This is a genomic window from Escherichia sp. E4702 (assembly GCF_963883545.1).
GTDB lineage: Bacteria > Pseudomonadota > Gammaproteobacteria > Enterobacterales > Enterobacteriaceae > Escherichia.
Map to the genome: position 1 here is coordinate 122829 of NZ_CAWORF010000036.1, position 23586 is coordinate 146414.

At 51.7% G+C, this 23586-nt stretch carries 21 protein-coding genes, 1 tRNA gene, 1 other RNA gene and 1 pseudogene; 19 read left to right on the forward strand and 5 right to left on the reverse strand.

What is annotated here, in order from left to right:
- Positions 1-114 precede the first annotated feature (114 nt).
- The 11 genes from eptB to AACU94_RS21820 all read left to right on the forward strand — a co-directional run bounded on the left by eptB (position 115) and on the right by AACU94_RS21820 (position 10552).
- Positions 115-1806, forward strand: a complete 1692-nt coding sequence (eptB, locus tag AACU94_RS21770; RefSeq protein ID WP_130260123.1) for a kdo(2)-lipid A phosphoethanolamine 7''-transferase — start codon at positions 115-117, stop codon at positions 1804-1806.
- Between the two features lie 91 nt (positions 1807-1897).
- Positions 1898-1974: transfer RNA gene (locus AACU94_RS21775), tRNA-Pro, on the forward strand.
- Positions 1975-2008: 34 nt separating this feature from the next.
- Positions 2009-2142: non-coding RNA, RtT sRNA (locus AACU94_RS21780), on the forward strand.
- A gap of 709 nt (positions 2143-2851) precedes the next feature.
- On the forward strand, positions 2852-4459 hold the full coding sequence (dppA, locus tag AACU94_RS21785; protein ID WP_023308450.1) for a dipeptide ABC transporter substrate-binding protein DppA: 1608 nt from the start codon (positions 2852-2854) through the stop codon (positions 4457-4459).
- Positions 4460-4766: 307 nt separating this feature from the next.
- Positions 4767-5786 carry a dipeptide ABC transporter permease DppB gene (gene dppB / locus AACU94_RS21790; protein ID WP_000938853.1) on the forward strand — a complete coding sequence of 340 codons (1020 nt, stop codon included), beginning with the start codon at positions 4767-4769 and terminating at the stop codon, positions 5784-5786.
- Positions 5787-5795: 9 nt separating this feature from the next.
- Positions 5796-6698, forward strand: a complete 903-nt coding sequence (gene dppC, locus AACU94_RS21795; RefSeq protein WP_135488602.1) for a dipeptide ABC transporter permease DppC — start codon at positions 5796-5798, stop codon at positions 6696-6698.
- Between the two features lie 10 nt (positions 6699-6708).
- On the forward strand, positions 6709-7692 hold the full coding sequence (gene dppD / locus AACU94_RS21800) for a dipeptide ABC transporter ATP-binding protein (protein ID WP_135385354.1): 984 nt from the start codon (positions 6709-6711) through the stop codon (positions 7690-7692).
- The gene (dppF, locus tag AACU94_RS21805) at positions 7689-8702 is read left to right on the forward strand and encodes a dipeptide ABC transporter ATP-binding subunit DppF (RefSeq protein WP_130260125.1); all 1014 of its coding nucleotides are present in this window, start codon (positions 7689-7691) and stop codon (positions 8700-8702) included. Before dppD ends, dppF begins: the two co-directional genes overlap by 4 nt.
- 223 nt (positions 8703-8925) lie before the next feature.
- The gene (locus AACU94_RS21810; protein WP_130260126.1) at positions 8926-9249 is read left to right on the forward strand and encodes a helix-turn-helix domain-containing protein; all 324 of its coding nucleotides are present in this window, start codon (positions 8926-8928) and stop codon (positions 9247-9249) included.
- Positions 9234-9545 (forward strand): HipA N-terminal domain-containing protein, encoded by a 312-nt coding sequence (locus tag AACU94_RS21815; protein ID WP_130210092.1) that lies wholly within the window; start codon positions 9234-9236, stop codon positions 9543-9545. Before AACU94_RS21810 ends, AACU94_RS21815 begins: the two co-directional genes overlap by 16 nt.
- Complete coding sequence (locus AACU94_RS21820; protein ID WP_135488603.1) at positions 9545-10552, forward strand: type II toxin-antitoxin system HipA family toxin; 1008 nt, start codon at positions 9545-9547, stop codon at positions 10550-10552. Before AACU94_RS21815 ends, AACU94_RS21820 begins: the two co-directional genes overlap by 1 nt.
- A gap of 16 nt (positions 10553-10568) precedes the next feature.
- Here AACU94_RS21820 and AACU94_RS21825 read toward each other — a convergent pair whose 3' ends face one another.
- Positions 10569-11840, reverse strand: coding sequence for an aromatic amino acid transport family protein (locus AACU94_RS21825; protein ID WP_135488604.1), 1272 nt, complete (start codon positions 11838-11840; stop codon positions 10569-10571).
- Between the two features lie 230 nt (positions 11841-12070).
- The gene (locus AACU94_RS21830) at positions 12071-12241 is read right to left on the reverse strand and encodes a hypothetical protein (RefSeq protein WP_339379185.1); all 171 of its coding nucleotides are present in this window, start codon (positions 12239-12241) and stop codon (positions 12071-12073) included.
- 74 nt (positions 12242-12315) lie between these two features.
- Here AACU94_RS21830 and AACU94_RS21835 point away from each other — a divergent pair, with 74 nt between their 5' ends.
- From AACU94_RS21835 to AACU94_RS21850, 4 genes are all read left to right on the forward strand, one after another.
- The gene (locus AACU94_RS21835) at positions 12316-12423 is read left to right on the forward strand and encodes a type I toxin-antitoxin system toxin Ldr family protein (RefSeq protein ID WP_002431793.1); all 108 of its coding nucleotides are present in this window, start codon (positions 12316-12318) and stop codon (positions 12421-12423) included.
- Between the two features lie 375 nt (positions 12424-12798).
- Positions 12799-12906, forward strand: a complete 108-nt coding sequence (locus AACU94_RS21840) for a type I toxin-antitoxin system toxin Ldr family protein (RefSeq protein ID WP_002431793.1) — start codon at positions 12799-12801, stop codon at positions 12904-12906.
- A 375-nt stretch (positions 12907-13281) separates the two neighbouring features.
- Positions 13282-13389 carry a type I toxin-antitoxin system toxin Ldr family protein gene (locus tag AACU94_RS21845; protein WP_002431793.1) on the forward strand — a complete coding sequence of 36 codons (108 nt, stop codon included), beginning with the start codon at positions 13282-13284 and terminating at the stop codon, positions 13387-13389.
- A 374-nt stretch (positions 13390-13763) separates the two neighbouring features.
- Entirely contained in the window at positions 13764-13871 is a 108-nt protein-coding gene (locus tag AACU94_RS21850) for a type I toxin-antitoxin system toxin Ldr family protein (protein ID WP_074399497.1), read from the forward strand.
- Positions 13872-13956: 85 nt separating this feature from the next.
- Here the strand turns inward: AACU94_RS21850 and bcsG are convergent.
- The 3 genes and pseudogenes from bcsG to bcsE all read right to left on the reverse strand — a co-directional run bounded on the left by bcsG (position 13957) and on the right by bcsE (position 17391).
- Positions 13957-15533, reverse strand: a pseudogene (gene bcsG, locus AACU94_RS21855) (cellulose biosynthesis protein BcsG).
- Positions 15534-15631: 98 nt separating this feature from the next.
- Positions 15632-15823 carry a cellulose biosynthesis protein BcsF gene (gene bcsF / locus AACU94_RS21860; protein WP_130216286.1) on the reverse strand — a complete coding sequence of 64 codons (192 nt, stop codon included), beginning with the start codon at positions 15821-15823 and terminating at the stop codon, positions 15632-15634.
- Positions 15820-17391, reverse strand: a complete 1572-nt coding sequence (gene bcsE, locus AACU94_RS21865) for a cellulose biosynthesis c-di-GMP-binding protein BcsE (protein WP_130210104.1) — start codon at positions 17389-17391, stop codon at positions 15820-15822. Before bcsE ends, bcsF begins: the two co-directional genes overlap by 4 nt.
- A 273-nt stretch (positions 17392-17664) precedes the next feature.
- Between bcsE and bcsR the strand changes: the two genes are divergently transcribed.
- The 4 genes from bcsR to bcsB are packed head-to-tail and all read left to right on the forward strand — an operon-like array spanning position 17665 to position 23582.
- Complete coding sequence (gene bcsR, locus AACU94_RS21870) at positions 17665-17853, forward strand: cellulose biosynthesis protein BcsR (protein ID WP_064527810.1); 189 nt, start codon at positions 17665-17667, stop codon at positions 17851-17853.
- Between the two features lie 11 nt (positions 17854-17864).
- Positions 17865-18617 carry a cellulose biosynthesis protein BcsQ gene (gene bcsQ / locus AACU94_RS21875; RefSeq protein ID WP_135488606.1) on the forward strand — a complete coding sequence of 251 codons (753 nt, stop codon included), beginning with the start codon at positions 17865-17867 and terminating at the stop codon, positions 18615-18617.
- Entirely contained in the window at positions 18614-21232 is a 2619-nt protein-coding gene (bcsA, locus tag AACU94_RS21880; RefSeq protein ID WP_135488607.1) for a UDP-forming cellulose synthase catalytic subunit, read from the forward strand. Before bcsQ ends, bcsA begins: the two co-directional genes overlap by 4 nt.
- Before the next feature lie 10 nt (positions 21233-21242).
- A complete protein-coding gene (gene bcsB / locus AACU94_RS21885) occupies positions 21243-23582 on the forward strand; it encodes a cellulose biosynthesis cyclic di-GMP-binding regulatory protein BcsB (RefSeq protein WP_135488608.1) in 2340 nt (779 codons plus the stop codon).
- Positions 23583-23586 lie beyond the last annotated feature (4 nt).

A 23586-nucleotide genomic window follows, 5' to 3' on the forward strand; every position in this document is an offset into this window, starting at 1 on the left:
ACTTATCAGCGTGTGCAGATTTTCCTTATCTGACGACCTTCGCACTTTTCCCTTGCCTGGCTTGAAAGGCCATAATGCAGGGTGTTATCACCTGTTTTTCCAGGGTTTGTTTGCATGAGATATATCAAAACGATAACGCAGCAAAAGCTAAGCTTTTTGCTCGCTGTCTATATCGGTCTGTTTATGAATTGCGCAGTCTATTTCCGTCGGTTTGACGGTTACGCGCATAACTTCACTTTTCTTAATGGCGTCTCGGCGGTTATCGAACTGGCAGGGACGGTTCTGGCAACCTTCTTCTTTTTACGTTTAATTTCACTCTTTGGCAGAACGGCCTGGAAAGTGCTGGCTTCATTGCTGGTGCTGATTTCTGCCGGGGCCAGCTACTACATGACATTTATGAATGTCATGATTGGCTACGGGATTGTTGCTTCGGTGATGACCACCGACATTGATCTGTCGAAAGAAGTGGTTGGCTGGACGCTTATTGCATGGGTTGTACTGGTGAGTATTATCCCGTTGCTATTTATCTGGATGAACCGCTCACAAGACACTTTCTGGCGCCAACTTTGTACCCCGAAAACTCGCTGGCGTAGTGCGCTTACCGTGCTTTTGGCGGGCTTGTTGGTATGGGGCCCAATTCGTCTGATGGATGTAGTGCAAAAGCGTGCAGATCGTTTGGCCGGAGTGGATATGCCGAGCTACGGCGGCGTGCTGGCGAACTCTTATCTGCCTTCTAACTGGCTTTCTGCGTTGGGGCTGTATGCCTGGGCGCAAGTGGATGAATCGTCAGACAATCGGTCGCTGATGAATCCGGCAAAAAAATTCACCTATACCCCGACGCAAAATCTCGACGATACCTATGTGGTTTTCATTATTGGCGAAACTACGCGTTGGGATCATATGGGGATGCTGGGCTACGAGCGGGATACCACGCCGAAGCTGGCCAAAGAGAAAAACCTGGTGATGTACCGTGGTTATTCTTGTGATACCGCGACTAAATTATCACTACGCTGTATGTTTGTGCGTGAAGGTGGAACGGAAGATAACCCACAACGTACGCTTAAAGAGCAGAACGTATTTGCGGTTCTCAAACAGCTGGGCTTTAGCTCTGATTTATACGCCATGCAGAGTGAGATGTGGTTCTACAGCAACACCATGGCTGACAACATTGCCTATCGCGAGCAAATTGCAGCAGAGCCGCGTAACCGTGGGAAAGCGGTGGACGATATGTTGCTGGTCAATGAGATCGAGCGTTCTCTGGAGAAAAAACCAGAAGGTAAGCATCTGATTGTGCTGCATACCAAAGGGTCACACTACAACTATACTCAACGTTACCCTCGTGAGTTTGCCCAGTGGAAGCCAGAGTGCTATGCCATTGACCGTAAATGCCCACGAGCGCCGATGATTAACTCATATGATAACTCCATCACCTATGTTGATCATTTTATCGACACGGTTATCGACAAATTCCGCGATAAGAAGGCCATTATTTTCTATGCAGCGGACCACGGTGAGTCAATTAACGAGCGTGAGCACTTGCATGGCACACCACGCGAATATGCGCCACCGGAGCAGTTCCGCGTACCGATGATGGTCTGGATGTCGGATAAATATCTGGAGAATCCGGCCAACGCGCAGGCATTCGCGCAGCTGAAAAAAGAGGCGGATATCAAAGTGCCACGCCGTCATGTAGAACTGTACGACACCATTTTAGGTTGCCTTGGTTATACTTCACCGGACGGTGGTATCAACGAAAACAACAACTGGTGTCGAATCCCTCAGGCGAAGAAGGCAGAAGCTAACTAAATGCACTGCTGAGTTTCTCGCCGATCAAAAGGCATTTTGCTATTAAGGGATTGACGAGGGCGTATCTGCGCAGTAAGATGCGCCCCGCATTCGGTGATTGGCGCAGCCTGGTAGCGCACTTCGTTCGGGACGAAGGGGTCGGAGGTTCGAATCCTCTATCACCGACCAAATTCGAAAAGCCTGCTCAGCGAGCAGGCTTTTTTGCATTTGTAGCCCGTGAGGATGAGAACCTCCGAGGGCAGGGAGGTTCGACTCGAGCGAAGCGAGAGAACGTTGCGTCAGCAACGGCCCGCAGGGCGAGCCACGAAGTGGCGAGTAATCCTCTATCACCGACCAATTTAGAAAAACCAGCCTATGGGCTGGTTTTTTGCTTTCTGTGACCCGCTTTAAAGTAGGTCTGATAAGACGCGGTAGCGTCGCATCAGGCAACGGCACCGCACTTATTGTCGGATGCGGCGCGACCGCCTTATCGACCTACACACCACACATTTCCCTGCCAAATTTGCGCCCCATATCTCACTATCCATTAACGGATTTGTGACAGAATCCATTGTCTTTTTCTATATTTGCTTAAATCTTTTTTTGCGTTACTTATGGCTGGCGCTGGCATTTTCCGCTGTGCGGTTTAGCGTTCATGGTATTAATCGCTCAGATATCCACCTTTCCATCAGATTTTTTTCACTAAATGCATAAAACTTAATCACCAATTGTTGCCAAATATTAAGCTGATTGTTCTGGTTATGTTGGCGTAGCACAAATTTCTCTGCTGCAAATAGTTGTTTGAAGTTTTTTTTAATCTTTGTTTGTGGATTCTCACCGTTGGTGTAAATCCCGGTGGGCTGTATTGACGTTTTCACATTCTGTTGACAGATTGTAGGTCACGAGGGGCATTTTATGGAGGATCCGCACTGTAACACTGATGTTAATTAGTACGGCATCCCCACCTCATAACGTTGACCCGACCGGGCAAAAAACAAAAAAGGTCAGGCAGCGACAACCCACTGCAAAGGGTTAAAACAACAAACATCACAATTGGAGCAGAATAATGCGTATTTCCTTGAAAAAGTCAGGGATGCTGAAGCTTGGTCTCAGCCTGGTGGCTATGACCGTCGCAGCAAGTGTTCAGGCTAAAACTCTGGTTTATTGCTCAGAAGGATCTCCGGAAGGGTTTAACCCGCAGCTGTTTACCTCCGGCACCACCTATGACGCCTCTTCCGTACCACTTTATAACCGTCTGGTTGAATTTAAAATCGGCACCACCGAAGTGATTCCTGGCCTCGCTGAAAAGTGGGAAGTCAGCGAAGACGGTAAAACCTATACCTTCCATCTGCGTAAAGGTGTGAAGTGGCACGACAATAAAGAATTCAAACCGACGCGCGAAATGAACGCTGATGACGTGGTGTTCTCGTTCGATCGTCAGAAAAACGCGCAAAACCCGTACCATAAAGTTTCTGGCGGCAGCTACGAATACTTCGAAGGCATGGGCTTACCGGAGCTGATCAGCGAAGTGAAAAAGGTGGACGACAACACCGTTCAGTTCGTGCTGACTCGCCCGGAAGCGCCGTTCCTCGCTGACCTGGCAATGGACTTCGCCTCTATTCTGTCAAAAGAATATGCAGACGCGATGATGAAAGCCGGTACGCCGGAAAAACTGGACCTCAACCCAATCGGCACCGGCCCGTTCCAGTTACAGCAGTATCAAAAAGATTCCCGTATTCGCTACAAAGCGTTTGATGGCTACTGGGGTACCAAACCGCAGATCGATACGCTGGTCTTCTCAATTACCCCTGACGCTTCCGTGCGTTACGCGAAATTGCAGAAAAATGAATGCCAGGTAATGCCGTACCCGAACCCGGCAGATATCGCTCGCATGAAGCAGGATAAATCCATCAACCTGATGGAAATGCCGGGGCTGAACGTCGGTTATCTCTCGTATAACGTGCAGAAAAAACCACTGGATGACGTGAAAGTTCGCCAGGCTCTGACCTACGCAGTGAACAAAGATGCGATCATCAAAGCGGTTTATCAGGGCGCGGGCGTAGCAGCGAAAAACCTGATCCCGCCAACCATGTGGGGCTATAACGATGACGTTCAGGACTACACCTACGATCCTGAAAAAGCGAAAGCCTTGCTGAAAGAAGCGGGTCTGGAAAAAGGTTTCTCCATCGACCTGTGGGCGATGCCCGTACAACGTCCGTATAACCCGAACGCTCGCCGCATGGCAGAGATGATTCAGGCTGACTGGGCGAAAGTCGGCGTGCAGGCCAAAATCGTCACCTACGAATGGGGTGAGTATCTCAAGCGTGCGAAAGATGGCGAGCACCAGACGGTAATGATGGGCTGGACTGGCGATAACGGGGATCCGGATAACTTCTTCGCTACCCTGTTCAGCTGCGCCGCCTCTGAACAAGGCTCCAACTACTCAAAATGGTGCTACAAACCGTTTGAAGATCTGATTCAACCGGCGCGTGCCACCGACGACCACAACAAGCGCGTTGAACTGTACAAACAAGCACAGGTGGTGATGCACGATCAGGCTCCGGCACTGATCATCGCTCACTCCACCGTGTTTGAACCGGTACGCAAAGAAGTTAAAGGCTATGTGGTTGATCCATTAGGCAAACATCACTTCGAAAACGTCTCTATCGAATAATTAAAAGCCATACAAGACTGATGGCAAAGGCAAAACTGCCTGATGCGCTCCGCTTATCAGGCCTACGAAAATTCTGCAATGTATTGAGTTTGCAAGATTTTGTAGGCCGGATAAGGCGTTAACGCCGCATCCGGCATAAACAAAGCGCACTTTGTCAACAATCTGCATACCCGGTGGTGCTGTGCCTCTGCGCGCAGCGCCATCCGGCAGCAATACTTCATTCTCTGTCCGGCACGGGCGGGAATTGATTTGTGAGCAATACAGACACGCAGTTCCAGGCTGCGGGTCACTACAGAGAATCCGGGTTATGTTGCAGTTTATTCTCCGACGTTTGGGACTCGTCATCCCCACGTTTATCGGTATTACCCTTCTCACATTTGCCTTTGTCCACATGATCCCGGGCGATCCGGTGATGATCATGGCGGGTGAACGTGGGATCTCCCCAGAGCGTCACGCGCAATTGCTGGCAGAACTCGGCTTGGATAAACCGATGTGGCAGCAGTATCTCCATTACATTTGGGGCGTAATGCACGGCGATTTAGGCATTTCGATGAAAAGCCGTATCCCGGTTTGGGAAGAGTTCGTGCCACGCTTCCAGGCTACGCTGGAACTTGGCGTCTGCGCGATGATTTTTGCGACCGCGGTCGGCATTCCGGTTGGCGTGCTGGCGGCGGTTAAACGCGGTTCCATTTTCGATCACACAGCGGTTGGCCTGGCGCTGACAGGTTATTCAATGCCTATCTTCTGGTGGGGCATGATGCTGATCATGCTGGTTTCAGTGCACTGGAACCTGACGCCCGTCTCCGGTCGCGTGAGCGACATGGTGTTCCTCGATGATTCCAATCCGTTAACTGGTTTTATGCTGATCGACACCGCCATCTGGGGTGAAGACGGTAACTTTATCGATGCCGTCGCCCATATGATCCTGCCCGCGATTGTGCTGGGTACGATACCGCTGGCGGTGATTGTGCGTATGACGCGCTCCTCGATGCTGGAAGTGCTGGGTGAAGATTATATCCGCACCGCGCGCGCCAAAGGGCTGACCCGCCTTAGGGTGATTATCGTCCACGCGCTGCGTAACGCCATGCTGCCGGTGGTAACTGTTATTGGCCTGCAGGTGGGAACATTGCTCGCAGGCGCGATTCTGACCGAAACCATCTTCTCGTGGCCCGGTCTGGGGCGCTGGTTGATTGACGCGCTGCAACGCCGCGATTATCCGGTAGTGCAGGGCGGCGTATTGCTGGTGGCAACGATGATTATCCTCGTCAACCTGCTGGTCGATCTGCTGTACGGCGTGGTGAACCCGCGTATTCGTCATAAGAAGTAAGGGGACATCATGTCACAGATTACTGAAAATAAAGTGATTAGCGCACCGGTGCCGATGACCCCGTTACAGGAGTTCTGGCACTATTTTAAACGCAACAAAGGCGCGGTCGTCGGGCTGGTTTACGTCGTCATCGTGCTGTTTATCGCGATCTTTGCCAACTGGATTGCGCCGTATAACCCGGCAGAACAGTTCCGCGATGCGCTACTCGCCCCGCCAGCCTGGCAGGAAGGCGGCAGCATGGCGCACTTGCTCGGTACAGATGACGTCGGTCGTGACGTTATGTCGCGCCTGATGTACGGCGCGCGCTTGTCGCTGCTGGTTGGCTGTCTGGTGGTTGTGTTATCGCTGATTATGGGCGTTATTCTCGGCCTGATCGCCGGTTACTTCGGCGGCCTGGTCGATAACATCATCATGCGCGTGGTCGATATCATGCTGGCGCTGCCAAGTCTGCTGCTGGCGTTGGTGCTGGTGGCGATTTTCGGCCCGTCGATTGGTAACGCCGCGCTGGCGCTAACCTTCGTTGCCTTGCCACACTATGTGCGCTTAACTCGCGCCGCCGTGCTGGTGGAGGTGAATCGCGATTACGTCACCGCGTCTCGCGTGGCAGGTGCCGGGGCGCTGCGCCAGATGTTTATCAATATTCTTCCCAACTGCCTTGCACCGCTGATTGTTCAGGCGTCGCTCGGCTTCTCTAACGCCATTCTCGATATGGCTGCTCTTGGTTTCCTCGGCATGGGCGCGCAGCCGCCAACACCGGAGTGGGGCACCATGCTCTCCGATGTGTTGCAGTTCGCGCAAAGCGCCTGGTGGGTCGTGACCTTCCCCGGTCTGGCGATCCTACTGACGGTGCTGGCATTTAACCTGATGGGTGACGGTCTGCGTGACGCGCTCGATCCCAAACTGAAGCAGTAAGAGGTTCGAGATGGCGTTATTAAATATAGATAAATTATCGGTGCATTTCGGCGACGAAAGCGCACCGTTCCGCGCCGTAGACCGCATCAGCTACAGCGTAAAACAGGGCGAAGTGGTCGGGATTGTCGGCGAATCCGGTTCCGGTAAATCAGTCAGTTCGCTGGCGATTATGGGGTTGATTGATTATCCGGGCCGCGTGATGGCGGAAAAGCTGGAGTTTAATGGCCAGGATTTGCAGCGTATCTCAGAAAAAGAGCGCCGCAACCTGGTGGGTGCCGAAGTGGCGATGATCTTCCAGGACCCGATGACCAGTCTTAACCCGTGCTACACCGTGGGCTTCCAGATTATGGAAGCGATTAAGGTGCATCAGGGCGGTAACAAAAGTACCCGCCGTCAGCGGGCGATTGATCTGCTTAATCAGGTCGGTATTCCCGATCCGGCTTCGCGTCTGGATGTTTACCCGCATCAGCTTTCCGGCGGCATGAGCCAGCGAGTGATGATCGCGATGGCGATTGCCTGTCGGCCAAAACTGCTGATTGCCGATGAACCGACCACCGCACTGGACGTGACCATTCAGGCGCAAATCATCGAACTGTTGCTGGAGTTGCAGCAAAAAGAGAACATGGCGCTGGTGTTAATTACCCATGATCTGGCGCTGGTGGCGGAAGCGGCGCATAAAATCATCGTGATGTATGCAGGCCAGGTGGTGGAAACGGGCGATGCTCACGCCATCTTCCGTGCGCCGCGTCATCCGTATACTCAGGCATTGCTGCGTGCGCTGCCGGAATTTGCTCAGGACAAAGAACGTCTGGCATCGTTGCCTGGCGTCGTTCCCGGCAAGTACGACCGCCCGAACGGCTGCCTGCTTAACCCGCGCTGCCCCTATGCCACTGACAGATGTCGCGCTGAAGAACCGGCGCTGAATATGCTCGCTGACGGGCGTCAGTCCAAATGCCATTACCCACTTGATGATGCCGGGAGGCCGACACTATGAGTACGCAAGAGGCCACCTCGCAACAACCGCTGTTGCAGGCTATCGACCTGAAAAAACATTACCCGGTGAAGAAAGGCATGTTCGCGCCGGAACGTCTGGTGAAGGCGCTGGATGGCGTTTCGTTTAACCTTGAACGTGGTAAAACGCTGGCGGTAGTAGGTGAATCTGGCTGCGGTAAATCGACCCTCGGTCGGTTGCTGACGATGATTGAAACACCTACCGGCGGTGAACTGTATTACCAGGGGCAGGATCTGCTCAAGCACGATCCACAGGCGCAGAAGCTGCGTCGGCAGAAAATCCAGATCGTCTTCCAGAATCCCTACGGTTCACTGAATCCGCGTAAAAAAGTCGGGCAAATTCTTGAAGAGCCGCTGCTGATTAATACCAGCTTAAGCAAAGAACAGCGTCGGGAAAAAGCCCTGTCGATGATGGCAAAAGTTGGCCTGAAAACCGAGCATTACGACCGCTATCCGCATATGTTTTCCGGCGGTCAGCGTCAGCGTATCGCCATTGCCCGTGGTCTGATGCTCGACCCGGATGTGGTGATTGCCGATGAACCGGTTTCTGCGCTGGACGTCTCGGTGCGTGCGCAGGTGCTCAACCTGATGATGGATTTGCAGCAGGAGTTGGGGCTGTCTTATGTCTTCATCTCGCACGACCTGTCGGTGGTGGAGCACATTGCTGATGAAGTGATGGTGATGTACCTGGGCCGCTGCGTGGAGAAGGGAACGAAGGACCAAATCTTTAATAACCCGCGCCATCCGTACACTCAGGCGCTGCTCTCCGCTACACCACGCCTGAACCCGGACGATCGCCGCGAGCGCATCAAACTCACCGGTGAACTGCCAAGCCCGCTGAATCCACCGCCGGGCTGCGCCTTCAACGCCCGCTGTCGTCGACGCTTCGGCCCCTGCACCCAGTTGCAGCCGCAGCTAAAAGACTACGGCGGTCAACTGGTTGCCTGCTTTGCTGTTGATCAGGATGAAAATCCGCAGAAGCCAGCTGTATAACCCACCCGATGAGACCGGTTTTCATGCTGGTCTCATGTCAAATATGACCCTCTTGTGCTTTAACTATCACTTATAGATCTTTTGTGACCATTTTTTGTTGTCAATGTGTTATATATGAGCTAAATTATAACCATTAATAAAAAATGGTTCATTTATGATGCTTAACGAATTCATTTAACCATAAATGATCTTTTTTGTCTTTTATCAATTGAAAGGTTCTTTAATGATCTACACGGGGTCACAGAATCTGGCTCAAGAGTTGAAAGCGATCGGCGACCAGCTCCAGGAGTTACAGAAGAAACTTATCCAGGGGCCGAATATTAGTCAACCACGCCCCCTCCGGACCATTGAGACTCCCCGTCATTTGGGGGAACAACTGAACGCACGTCGCAAAGAATTGGGCATTGATTTATACACCCTTGAACTACAAACAGGGATCTCAACGTCCACGTTAAAGCGACTTTTTAAGGATCCTGAACAGGTTAAATTCGGCAGTGTGTTTGCGGTGGCGAACGTTCTTGGAGTGAAACTATGCATCGACGAGTGAAAGTGTTGCTCTATGGTCAGGTAGTGGGTGAACTCTCTCAGAACGACAGTGGTTTTTTGTTCCAGTACGCCCCGGATTACCACGGACCGGCAATCTCAATCAGTCTGCCCGTCGCACAGCGTCAGTTTCCCAGTGAGACGTTGCATCCTTATTTTGCCTCACTGGCGCCAGAAGGATGGCTGCGTCAACGCTACAGCCAGATACAGCACCGTGACGAAAACGATCCGCTGGGAATGCTTATTGATAACGGCAAGAATCTGCTGGGGGCAATCCAGATTTTACCTTGGGAGGAATAATGGCGAATTGTCGCATTCTGTTAACGCCGCTGAATGAACGTGACGAACAGCGCGGATATTCGACACAGGGGTTGAAGCGCCTGAGCGGCACTGCAAAATTGAATCCTCGGCTGGGGTTTACGCGAACTCAGTTTGTGCAGGAACTTCCGCGTCAACAAAAAGGGATGAGTATTTCCGGTTACCAGCCCAAATTGCAATTAGTGCTGGATGAAGGAGAGTTCCGCGTCGTAGATCATCAGGGAAATTTTATCCTTAAGCCCTCTCCAGCCGACTTTCCCGGTTTGGCCGAAAATGAACACGCAACAATGACATTGATGTCTCGTTTGGGATTTGACGTACCTGTGCATGGCCTGCTGAGTTTTGCACCACAATCAGAGGAGAAGCTTGAATACGCGTTTGTTATCCGGCGCTATGACCGGGATGACAAGGGGCAGCCAGTGCATCAGGAGCAACTTGATGGCGCGATGCAGATTACAGATAAATATGGCAAAACGGGAAATGATAACGAGCAATACGTCAGCTATGAAACGCTGGCCCGATTTTTAATTGCCCATGTTAACGACAACATCGCATTTAAAATCGATCTCTTTCGTCGCATTGTTTACGCCTGGTTGCTGGGTAATAACGACATGCATTTACGAAACTTTGGCTTAGTGTACTCCGATGGTTTGATGCCAGCGTTAGCGCCGGTGTATGACTTTGTTTCTGTCGCTCCCTATCCGGAATATTTTCACTCAAACTATCTGGCGCTGCCGTTATTGACGCGAGAAGAAGGCGGTCGGGAGCTGGCTCCTGGATTTCACAGTGATTATGGCGAGTATATCGGGCAGGACTTTTTGCTGTTGGGTGAATCAATGGGGTTAGCGCCCAGATTGCTGGAAAAACTCTTTCAGGATATACGTAAAGAAAATACCATTGTTATGGAAACGTATGAACAGTCCTTTATGACTCAGGAGCATATCCAGGCTGTACTGAAATGCTATCGACATCGTCTGGGGCTGCTGTGAGCAGCCCCCGTTACTTTTACTCAATCAGCTTCAACAGCGGCGAAAAGCACAGCAAAATGCCATAAAACAGGATAAGCCATGTTTTTAGCCCGCGTAGTTTTTTCAGTTGTGAAACTTTAGAGATCAGGAAAAACGGAATCAGGCACGACACAATGCCATATAACGGGCTTCCTAACTGAAAGAACACCAGCACCGATACACGAAACGAAACCCAAATCGTCAACGTAATGACGATAAAAGCGCAAATTGCCAGAGTCAGCATATGCGAGTTAATTTTCTGGGTATCAATAATTCGGCTTAACAGATTGAGAATAATGCCTTTAATGGCCTCGTGGAAACCGAGGTAAATGCCAAAGAATGCGGTCAGTACGGCAAAGATATTCAGCACCGTAGAGGTGATATGAATGATATGCCCGGGGATCACCTGCGCGGCTAGTGCCAGTGCCGAGATATTTTGTTCAAAGGCAGAAACGGCTTCTTCGTGGCTTATTGAGAAGGTAAACGAAAAGGCAAAAAACAGGATCACCGCGATGAGCGTGATATAGCTAATCCGGTGGGTACGCAGCGCGAGCCGAGTTGCCAGTACTTTATCTGTTTCCCGTTTACGATAGGCAATATTCATCGGGTTAAGCACCTGAATAAATACCGCAGAGAAGAAACAAAATGGAATGGTGAGCAGGACGTCGCGGAAAAATATGGAGGCTTGTGGGAAGGCGGTTATATTGGCGAAATTCCAGTGCGGGATCATCGCAAAACCGAACACGACAATAATGCCGACTTTGACCACCACCATTGGCCCGGAGATCTTAAACAGCAACCTTTCACCACCAGACGCAATCGCCACCAGTACGGCGAAAATAGCGACTTTATAAAGTAGAGATTGTGAAAGATCGGCATCGGTTAAACCGAAGGTTTTCAGGTATGAGGCGCTGTCGAAAACCACGGAGAGAGAGTAGATAAAAATCCCGTGGATAATCATCAAAAAGTAGATAACCCCGAGGAAAATTCCCCAGTTTTTGCCCAGGTAATGACTGATAATATCTGTATAGTCATTACAGGAATCACTTTCTGAAAGTGTCTTTAAATAAATGTCCTGCACTATCCAGGTTGCCGGATAAGCAATGATTGCAGCGGTAATAAATACCCAAATCCCCTTCAGGCCAATTTGTACCGGCATCAGCACGGTTCCGGCACCAATCGCCATTCCTATACATAATAAAACCCAGCCGAAGTCGTAGCGCGTAAACGGCAATTTGTGATCGTGTAATGGTTGTGTGTTGTGCTGCATAAAGTCCTGTCCAGAAAGAAGTCAGCCTCGTAAAAATGAATAACCCCAGCTTCTCTTGCGCAACTGGTAGAGAAGTTGAATACGCAGTGTGTAACGAATGAGACAACAGATTCACTGGGGAGATTGCGAGGAGGCGCAATTCTACAAAATTGCGCATTTCACTACCAGTCTGGAGTCAGCTCGGATATGAACTGCAACTATTGTAAACAAAGAAATTAAGCTGGAAGGCATCACGCAATGAGGAAAATTGCCAGATGCTGACGGTAAAACGCAATCGTAGAATCAGCGGCAAGCCGGAAGGATTCCGGTGAGGCGCAATGTTGCGGGGGCTTTATCCCCGGCGGCATTGGTTGCTGGAAAGAGAAAACCCCCGCACGTTGCAGGTCTGCACCTGGCAACATCACGGGGGCCATTCTTGATAGTAGACAACTCAAGGATAGCCGCGAAACGTTGTCATTACAACAGAGGCGGCTATATGACGCTCGCAGAGTTGGGCATGGCCTTCTGGCACGATTTAGCGGCTCCGGTCATTGCTGGCATTCTCGCCAGCCTGATCGTGAGCTGGCTGAATAAGCGGAAGTAATATGCGACGCGGGCGTCAGGCTGCCGTAATGGCAATTTGCGCCCGGACCAGGCCGCAGGGGTGAAACTCTGCGGCCTTTTTCGTAAGAAAAATGCAACGGTTGCAAGCGGATAATATTCTGCGGAATGCGCTACACAATATGAAAGATTGATGGATTTGGAAGCACAAAAACGGTCGTAGAATCAGCGACAAGCCGGAAGGATTCCGGTGAGGCGCAATGTTGCGGGGGCTTTATCCCTGGTGGCATTGGTTGCTGGAGAGAGAAAACCCCCGCACGTTGCAGGTATGCACCTGACAGCATCACGGGGGCCATTCTTGCATCTAGACCATTCAAGAATAGCCGCGAAACGTTGTCATTACAACAGAGGCGGCTATATGACGCTCGCAGAGTTGGGCATGGCCTTCTGGCACGATTTAGCGGCTCCGGTCATTGCTGGCATTCTCGCCAGCCTGATTGTGAGCTGGCTGAATAAGCGGAAGTAATATGTCATGCGGGCGTCAGGCTGCCGTAATGGCAATTTGCGCCCGGACCAGGCCGCAGGGGTGAAACCCTGCGGCCTTTTTCGTAAGAAAAATGTAACGGTTGCAAGCGAATAATATTCTGCGGAATGCGTAGCTCAGAGTGAAGAAGTGACGGATTCCGGAACAGAAAAACAATCGTAGAATCAGCGGCAAGCCGGAAGGATTCCGGTGAGGCGCAATGTTGCGGGGGCTTTATCCCCGGTGGCATTGGTTGCTGGAGAGAGAAAACCCCCGCACGTTGCAGGTGTGCACCTGACAACATCACGGGGGCTAATCTTGAACCTAGACCACTCAAGGATAGCCGCGAAACGTTGTCATTACAACAGAGGCGGCTATATGACGCTCGCAGAGTTGGGCATGGCCTTCTGGCACGATTTAGCGGCTCCGGTCATTGCTGGCATTCTCGCCAGCCTGATCGTGAGCTGGCTGAATAAGCGGAAGTAATATGTCATGCGGGCGTCAGGCTGCCGTAATGGCAATTTGCGCCCGGACCAGGCCGCAGGGGGGAACTCTGCGGCCTTTTTCGTAAGAAAAATGTAACGGTTGCAAGCGGATAATATTCTGCGGAATGCGCAGCACAGAGTGAAGAAGTGACGGATTCCGGAACAGAAAAACAATCGTAGAATCAGCGGCAAGCCGGAAGGATTCCGGTGAGGCGCAATGTTGCGGGGGCTTTATCCCCGGCGGCATTGGTTGCTGGAAAGAGAAAACCCCCGCACGTTGCAGGTGTACACCTGACAATATGACGGGGGCCATTCTTGAACATCAACAACTCAAGGATAGCCGCGAAATGTTGTCATTACAACAGAGGCGGCTATATGACGCTCGCAGAGTTGAGCATGGCCTTCTGGCATGATTTAGCGGCTCCGGTCATTGCTGGCATTCTCGCCAGTCTGATCGTGAGCTGGCTGAATAAGCGGAAGTAACGTGTCATGCGGGCGTCAGGCTGCCGTAATGGCAATTTGCGCCCGGTCCAGGCCGCAGGGGGAAACTCTGCGGCCTTTTTCGTAATTACTGCGGATAAGGCACCCAGTCGCCACCGTTCAGGCGAACATACGGTTTATTTTGATATTGAATGACCACCGCATTCGAGTTCTCGGAAACAGGCGCAGTCTGTGGTAATCCACTAGTGAGTTTTTTCCAGTCAACATTGTCTTCGGTGAAAATCTTGCCATCGAGAACGCGAACCACCAGATCAGAGATTGCCAGGAAGCTGCTTGGTTGGTCGATGACAATTGGCGCGCCTGATGTGGTGTTTTCATACCGAAGAATTTCACGCCAACCGGTACATCAGTGATTGCCGGGCTGGGGATATCACGCAAACCAGAAACTTGCATTCTGTCACCTTTCAACGCGCCACCGTGTTCCGGTACTACGACGACCATCACTTTACGACCCGATTTCTCCAGTTCAGTAAAGAAGGCGTCCAGTTCATCAAAGAACTTCTGCGCTCGCGCTTTGTAATCCGCTGTTTTGCTGACGCCCGGATAATGGTTGCCGTCATGCAGTGGAAGCGTGTTGTAGAACGTGGCGCTACGGCTGTTTTTATCTTTTTCGGTAACGTCCAGCCAGCGGTTAAGCACGGCAGTATCGTCATAAACCGGCGAACCATCAAAGCCCAGCAAAATGACGGGAAGATTTGTTTGATCCATCAATTCGGTCTGCATACCGCCGTTTTCGCGAACTTCTTTCAGGAAGCCGCCAAACTGGCCGTTATGTCCCATCATCAGGTGCTGGGTAAAGCCCAGTTTTGACAAGTTATCGAACAGATAGCAGTCATTATTTGCTGGTTGATACAGATTGGTGTGCGATGGCTGACCGCAACTGGCGCGCAGCAGACGAATCGCCGCCGGACCGCTGTATGAGGTTGCAGAGTTGAAATTCTTGAACTCAATATCAAAATGCGACCACAACGGATGTGACATTAATCCGGCAGCTTCAATATCCGACCATGAAAGCGAACAGATATTAATCACCAGAAGCTCAAATGGCTGCGCATCCGCTGGCAGCGCGGATGGGAAGGTCGATTTACGTTTCGCCTCGGCGTTATAGAAATTATTCAGCCAGGCATTGAGGTTTGCGGTTGTCGGTGGTGCAGTTTGCGCTGGCATATCTCCAACTACTGGCGTGCCGCCGGTTGCCGCGACTGTTGCCGCAGCGTTACCGCCCGTCGTTGTTACCGTGGTGGTCGGTTGACCGGCTGGCCACAGGGAGAAACTTGGACCAGCCAGCGTAAGTACGTTCAGCCATACCAGAATGGCGACCACAAAAACGGTGATGCGAATCCATTGCGACAAGAATAACCAGGCCACTAACAAAACAAAGACAGCACCAATCATCTGCCAGTTAATAAAGCGCGTGACCAGATCGATTAAATAATCGGGACTAAAGCCTGCCACTTGTGACCCCTGGCTCATAATACTTTCCGGGCCAGGTAGCCAGGTATCATGCCAGAAGAGGGCAAAGCCGATTGGCAGGGCGATCCAGTGGCGCAGGCGATGCAGGCTGTAGCGCGGAATCGGCATCAGCAGGAACGCGGCAAATACCAGATTGAGTAGCGGATGGAAGTTAAGGTAGCCCGCCCACAACAGGCCGAACTTAACCAGAAAATAAAAGTTCCAGCCAGAAAGGCCGCGCCAGTATTGCCAGAGTGAAGAAGGCATAGCGGTATTTTGGGTAAATTGAGTCATTTTTTGGTAGCCCTGGCTTTTTCTGCACGGCGTAACGTACCGGCCGGTTTTACATAACGAGGTTTCGCAAATAACAAACGCAGGGTGTCACGAATGCGCCGTAGGGAATGGCGCGCCAGATAGCCCAGCGGGAAAAAAACAAGCGCACAAACGACAATGATTTCAATGATATCGCTGATGGTCATCATGATGAATGCTCCACAGGATCACTCAACAGTCGCAGCGGTTCCGGTATTCGTCGCCAGTTACGCCCATCATGCTCGGCATTGATTACCGGCATGGAGGCCTGAGTTAAAGGCAGTGGCACCCCCCATTGTTCCGGGGCAAGTAAACGCATTTGCACCAGTTCAGCGCTGATTTGGTCATCTTCAAACCAGACCATGCGGTTAGAGAAAATGTCGCCAGTAGGTAACGGGAAAATGTGATTCAACGCAGTATCCAGATCGTTGATCCTGCAGAATGAGAGGAACAGGACCAGTCGATTTCCACCAACGGTCATAATGTCGCCAGTGCGATTTGGACGGCACAGCGTCAGGGCTTGCTCAACGCGGATGCCCGGTACTGGGCGTAAAGCGACCAGCACGCCTTTACCATGAGCAGGCAACAACGTGTTATTCATCATGTTATTGACCGCCTCACAGAACACATCCCATTTTTGGAAACCGCGTAGTTTCAGCGGCTGGGTCATGGATAGCAGGGTAGTGATATCTTCCGGAACATAGCGGCTGAACTTCTGCCCTTGCACGCTTTCAATCATCGTCAGACAGCGGGAGAGCGGGGCGTTCCAGGGAATAACCATGTTAGCGCCACAGGCCAGTAACAGGCGTTCATCGGTGGCACGCAGGCTGGCAGTATTTTCCCGCACGAGGATCTTCATCGCACTACCACGCTGGCGACGCAGGGTATGAATGCTGCGGGCCAGTGGTTCAATTTGCCCATTTTGCTGTAAAGAGAAAACGACGGTTGCAGCCTGTGCAGTCCGGGCTTCATTGAACAGAGTTTCGTTGTTGTCGAACAGTTGCCAGTGTTCTGATAAAGGGGGGGCGCCTTCCAGCACAGCAATATTGCTAAGAATGCGTTTTTCATCGCTGCGTGGTTGGATCTCCGCTTCTTCACGCTGAACTAACGTCCAGATACCCTCTTGCTGCTGAACGATGAGTTGCTGACGGGCGCTAACCCCTTTTTCGTTGCACCAGAAGGCGATATCCAGCAGATGTTGATCGCCCTGAAAACGCAAACTGGCGAGGCCAAAAAGAGAACGGTACTCTTCCAGCAACAATGAAAATTGTTTATCGTTATTATTTCCTGGATTAATTACCAGCAGTGAACAATGGTATAATCTGCTCCACTTGTTCATTTTATCCAGCCATGAACGAAGCCGCTCAGTTGGAATGTTTTGCCATGCGTTATTGGCACAAACAAGAATGAAAAGATAATTTTCGGGATCAATAGAACATTGTAAATCACGGGGCAAATAGTATAGCCCTTTTTCATGATTTAGCATTGAAAATAATTTTATTTTTTCCGGTCCGTGAGAATCATCTAATTTAAAGGTTTTTTCGGGATCGTTATCCATGCTAATGACCGCGACTTTCGCGGTTTCAGCTTGAGAAGCCATCGTTTGATTCACAAGGCTGATAGCATCTTCTTGACGATCGACGTTAAACCACCAGACGCCGCCTGCTGGCATATGCCGCAACTCATCCCACAAAGATGAGATACCGATAGAGAATACAGGGTCCACAACGTCCCTCAAGTCACCATTTTGTCTGATTATCAGTTTACTAGCGAAAGCTAAGAAATAAACCTACCATTGAAATTAAAACTTATCAGATTTAGCATGTGAATCAATTTAGCAGGCTGGAAGCCTTATGATATCAGTCTTTTCGTTTTTTACTTTCGTTAGTTGCGTACATGAAAGTTAAAAAATGAACGGATTACGTATTGCCGTCTGGCATTATACAGGCAAAATTCTGTCGATTAGAATTGACTGATGCGTGGCGGGTATATTTTATCGAGATTAAGCATAATGAATAACAACGAACAGGATACTCTGCCTGATCCCGCGATAGGCTATATCTTTCAGAATGATATTTTGGCGTTAAAGCAGGCGTTTTCACTGCCTGATATCGATTATGCCGATATTTCTCAGCGTGAGCAGTTGGCTGCAGCGTTAAAACGCTGGCCATTGTTGGCTGAGTTTGCGCAACAGAAGTAGGGGAGTAGTGAATGGCCGTACTGGGATTACAGGGGGTGCGGGGAGGTGTGGGTACAACAACCATCACCGCCGCGTTGGCCTGGGCATTGCAAATGTTGGGAGAAAATGTCCTGGTGGTTGATGCCTGCCCGGACAATTTGTTGCGCTTGTCGTTCAACGTTGATTTTACCCATCGTCAGGGCTGGGCCAGAGCCATGCTGGATGGTCAGGACTGGCGAGATGCCGGGATGCGCTATACCTCGCAGCTCGATCTGCTGCCTTTTGGTCAGTTAACCATTGAAGAGCAAGAGAATCCCCAGCACTGGCAAACTCAGTTGGGTGCAATTTGCGAAGGCCTGCAGCAGCTGCAGGCCAGTGGGCGTTATCAATGGATTTTGATCGACTTACCGCGCGACGCCTCGCAGATAACGCATCAAATCCTGAGCCTGTGCGATCACTCGCTGGCAATCGTTAAAGTGGATGCTAACTGCCATATTCGGCTGCATCAGCAAGCACTGCCTGCTGGCGCGCATATATTGATTAATGATTTCCGCATTGGCAGCCAGGTTCAGGAAGATATTTACCAGTTGTGGTTGCAAAGCCAGCGCCGGTTACTGCCAATGTTGATTCATCGCGATGAAGCGATGGCTGAATGCCTGGCGGCGAAACAGCCGTTAGGTGAATACCGCAGTGATGCGCTGGCGGCGGAGGAAGTTCTGACGCTGGCAAACTGGTGCCTGTTGAACTATTCCGGTCTGAAAAAGCCAGTCGGGAGCGCGTCATGAGTATCTTGACCCGGTGGTTGCTTATCCCGCCGGTCAACGCGCGTCTTATCGGGCGTTATCGGGATTATCGTCGTCACGGCGCATCGGCTTTCAGCGCGACGCTTGGCTGTTTTTGGCTGATCCTGGCCTGGGTGTTCATTCCGCTTGAACACCCGCGCTGGCAGCGTATTCGCGCAGAACATAAAAATCTTTACCCACATATCAACGCTTCGCGTCCGCGCCCGTTGGATCCGGTCCGCTATGTCATTCAGACTTGCTGGTTGTTGATCGGCGCTTCACGCAGAGAGACGCCAAAACCACGCTGGCGGGCATTTTCTGGCTTGCAGAATATCCGTGGGCGTTACCATCAATGGATGGACAAACTGCCAGAGCGTGTCAGCCAGAACACGCAACATCTTGATGAGAAAAAAGAACTGGGCCATCTGAGCACCGGAGCACGGCGTTTTATTCTTGGCGTCATTGTGACTTTCTCGCTGATTCTGGCGCTAATTTGCGTCACTCAGCCTTTTAACCCGTTGTCGCAATTTATCTTCCTGATGTTGCTGTGGGGCGTGGCGCTAATGGTGCGGCGTATGCCAGGGCGCTTCTCGGCGTTGATGTTGATTGTGCTGTCGCTGACTGTCTCGTGTCGCTATATCTGGTGGCGATATACCTCGACGTTGAACTGGGATGATCCGGTCAGCCTGGTATGTGGCTTAATCCTGCTATTTGCGGAAACTTATGCGTGGATTGTGCTGGTGCTTGGCTACTTCCAGGTGGTATGGCCACTGAATCGTCAGCCAGTACCGCTGCCGAAAGACATGTCGCAATGGCCGTCGGTGGATATCTTTGTACCGACCTACAACGAAGATCTCAGCGTGGTGAAAAACACCATTTATGCTTCGCTGGGTATCGACTGGCCGAAAGACAAACTCAACATCTGGATCCTTGATGACGGCGGCAGGGAAGAGTTTCGCCAGTTTGCGCAAAACGTTGGGGTGAAATATATCGCCCGAACGACGCATGAACATGCGAAAGCAGGCAACATCAATAATGCACTGAAATATGCCAAAGGCGAGTTCGTGTCGATTTTCGACTGCGACCACGTTCCCACACGCTCGTTCCTGCAAATGACCATGGGCTGGTTCCTGAAAGAAAAGCAGTTGGCGATGATGCAGACGCCTCACCACTTCTTCTCACCAGATCCGTTCGAACGCAACCTGGGGCGTTTTCGTAAAACGCCGAACGAAGGCACGCTGTTCTACGGTCTGGTGCAGGACGGTAATGACATGTGGGATGCCACTTTCTTCTGCGGTTCCTGTGCGGTGATTCGTCGTAAGCCGTTGGACGAGATTGGCGGCATCGCGGTCGAAACCGTGACTGAAGATGCGCATACTTCTCTGCGTTTACACCGTCGTGGCTACACTTCCGCTTATATGCGTATTCCCCAGGCGGCGGGGCTGGCGACTGAAAGCCTTTCGGCGCACATTGGGCAGCGTATCCGTTGGGCGCGCGGGATGGTGCAAATCTTCCGTCTTGATAACCCGCTTACCGGTAAAGGGCTGAAATTCGCCCAACGGCTGTGCTACGTCAACGCTATGTTCCACTTCTTGTCGGGGATTCCACGGCTGATCTTCCTGACCGCGCCGCTGGCGTTTCTGCTGCTGCACGCCTACATCATTTATGCGCCTGCGTTGATGATAGCCCTGTTTGTGCTGCCGCATATGATTCACGCCAGCCTGACCAACTCGAAGATTCAGGGTAAATATCGCCACTCCTTCTGGAGCGAAATCTACGAGACGGTGCTCGCCTGGTATATCGCTCCGCCGACGCTGGTGGCGCTGATTAACCCGCACAAAGGCAAATTTAACGTCACCGCCAAAGGTGGTCTGGTGGAGGAAGAGTACGTCGACTGGGTGATCTCGCGACCGTACATCTTCCTCGTATTACTCAACCTGGTCGGTGTTGCTGTCGGCATCTGGCGTTACTTCTATGGCCCGCCGACCGAAATGCTCACCGTGGTCGTTAGTATGGTTTGGGTGTTCTACAACCTGATTATTCTCGGCGGCGCAGTAGCGGTATCGGTAGAAAGCAAGCAGGTACGTCGTTCACACCGTGTTGAGATGACCATGCCAGCGGCGATTGCCCGGGAAGATGGGCATCTTTTCTCCTGCACCGTTCAGGACTTCTCTGACGGCGGCCTGGGGATCAAGATCAACGGTCAGGCGCAGATTCTGGAAGGACAGAAAGTGAATCTGCTGCTCAAACGCGGTCAGCAAGAGTATGCCTTCCCGACTCAGGTTGCGCGCGTGATGGGTAACGAAGTGGGGCTGCAATTGATGCCGCTCACTACCCAGCAACATATCGATTTTGTGCAGTGTACGTTTGCCCGTGCGGATACATGGGCGCTCTGGCAGGACAGCTACCCGGAAGATAAGCCGCTGGAAAGTCTGCTGGATATTTTGAAGCTCGGCTTCCGTGGCTACCGCCACCTGGCGGAGTTTGCGCCTTCTTCGGTGAAGGGCATTTTCCGTGTGCTGACTTCTCTGGTTTCCTGGGTTGTTTCGTTCATTCCGCGTCGCCCGGAGCGGAGCGAAACGGTACAACCATCGGATCAGGCTTTGGCTCAACAATGATGATAACGCGATGAAAAGAAAACTATTCTGGATTTGTGCAGTGGCTATGGGGATGAGTGCGTTCCCCTCTTTCATGACGCAGGCGACACCGACGACGCAACCACTGATCAATGCTGAGCCAACTGTGCCTGCCCAGGCGGAGCAAAATCCGCGGGTCGGACAGGTGATGCCAGGCGTGCAGGGCGCGGACGCGCCCATCGTGGCGCAGAATGGCCCTTCGCGCGATGTGAAGCTGACCTTTGCGCAAATCGCGCCGCCGCCGGGTAGCATGGTACTGCGTGGCATTAACCCGAACGGCAGCATAGAGTTTGGTATGCGCAGTGATGAAGTGGTGACGAAGGCGATGCTTAACCTTGAATATACGCCGTCGCCATCACTGCTGCCGATACAGTCGCAGTTGAAAGTCTATCTGAACGATGAGTTGATGGGCGTGCTGCCAGTGACCAAAGAGCAGTTGGGTAAAAAGACGTTGGCGCAAATGCCGATTAATCCGCTGTTTATCACCGACTTCAACCGCGTGCGGCTGGAGTTTGTTGGTCATTATCAGGATGTCTGTGAAAACCCGGCCAGCACAACGCTCTGGCTGGATGTTGGACGCAGTAGCGGACTGGATCTGACGTATCAATCACTGAATGTGAAAAATGATCTGTCGCACTTCCCGATTCCGTTTTTCGACCCGAGGGATAACCGTGCCAATACGTTGCCGATAGTTTTTGCTGGTGCGCCGGATGTTGGTCTGCAACAGGCTTCGGCGATTGTTGCGTCGTGGTTTGGCTCCCGTTCTGGCTGGCGCGGACAGAACTTCCCGGTACTCTACAATCAGCTTCCTGACCGCAATGCGATTGTCTTTGCGACCAATGACAAGCGACCGGACTTCCTGCGCGATCATCCGGCAGTAAAAGCCCCGGTGATTGAGATGATCAACCATCCGGAGAATCCTTACGTCAAACTGCTGGTGGTGTTTGGTCGTGACGACAAAGACCTGTTGCAGGCAGCGAAAGGTATCGCTCAGGGTAACATTCTGTTCCGTGGCGACAGCGTAGTAGTGAACGATGTTAAACCGCTATTGCCGCGTAAACCGTACGATGCGCCAAACTGGGTGCGAACCGATCGTCCGGTCACCTTTGGTGAGCTGAAAACCTATGAAGAACAGTTACAGTCCAGCGGGCTGGAGCCGGCAGCGATTAACATCTCGCTGAACTTGCCGCCAGATCTCTACCTGATGCGCAGCACCGGTATCGATATGGATATCAACTATCGCTACACCATGCCGCCGGTGAAAGACAGCTCGCGGATGGATATCAGCCTGAACAACCAGTTCCTGCAATCTTTCAACCTGAGCAGTAAACAGGAGGCGAACCGCCTGCTGCTGCGGATCCCGGTGTTGCAAGGTTTGCTGGATGGTAAAACCGATGTCTCCATTCCGGCGCTGAAACTGGGGGCGACCAACCAGTTGCGTTTCGATTTTGAGTATATGAACCCAATGCCGGGTGGTTCGGTGGATAACTGTATTACCTTCCAGCCGGTGCAGAATCACGTCGTGATTGGTGACGACTCTACCATCGACTTCTCGAAGTATTACCACTTCATCCCGATGCCGGATCTGCGCGCGTTTGCTAATGCGGGCTTCCCGTTCAGCCGGATGGCGGATTTGTCGCAAACCATTACCGTGATGCCAAAAACACCAAACGAAGCACAGATGGAAACACTGCTTAATACCGTGGGCTTTATTGGTGCACAGACGGGCTTCCCGGCGATCAACCTGACGGTGACCGATGATGGCAGCGCCATTCAGGGCAAAGATGCCGACATCATGATCATCGGTGGTATCCCGGACAAATTAAAAGATGACAAGCAGATCGATCTGTTGGTTCAGGCTACCGAAAGTTGGGTGAAAACGCCGATGCGCCAGACTCCGTTCCCCGGCATTGTGCCAGACGAAAACGACCGCGCAGCAGAAACTCAGTCCACACTGACCTCTTCTGGTGCGATGGCGGCGGTGATTGGCTTCCAGTCACCGTATAACGACCAGCGCAGCGTGATTGCGCTGCTGGCAGATAGCCCACGCGGTTATGAAATGCTTAACGATGCGGTGAACGACAGCGGTAAACGCGCCACTATGTTTGGTTCCGTAGCGGTGATTCGCGAGTCCGGTGTTAACAGCCTGCGCGTTGGCGACGTCTATTACGTCGGTCATCTGCCGTGGTTTGAACGTTTATGGTACGCACTGGCGAACCATCCGATTCTGCTGGCGATACTGGCGGCAATCAGCGTGGTGCTGCTGGCCTGGGTACTGTGGCGTCTGCTGCGCATCATCAGCCGTCGTCGTCTTAATCCGGATAATGAGTAATCGA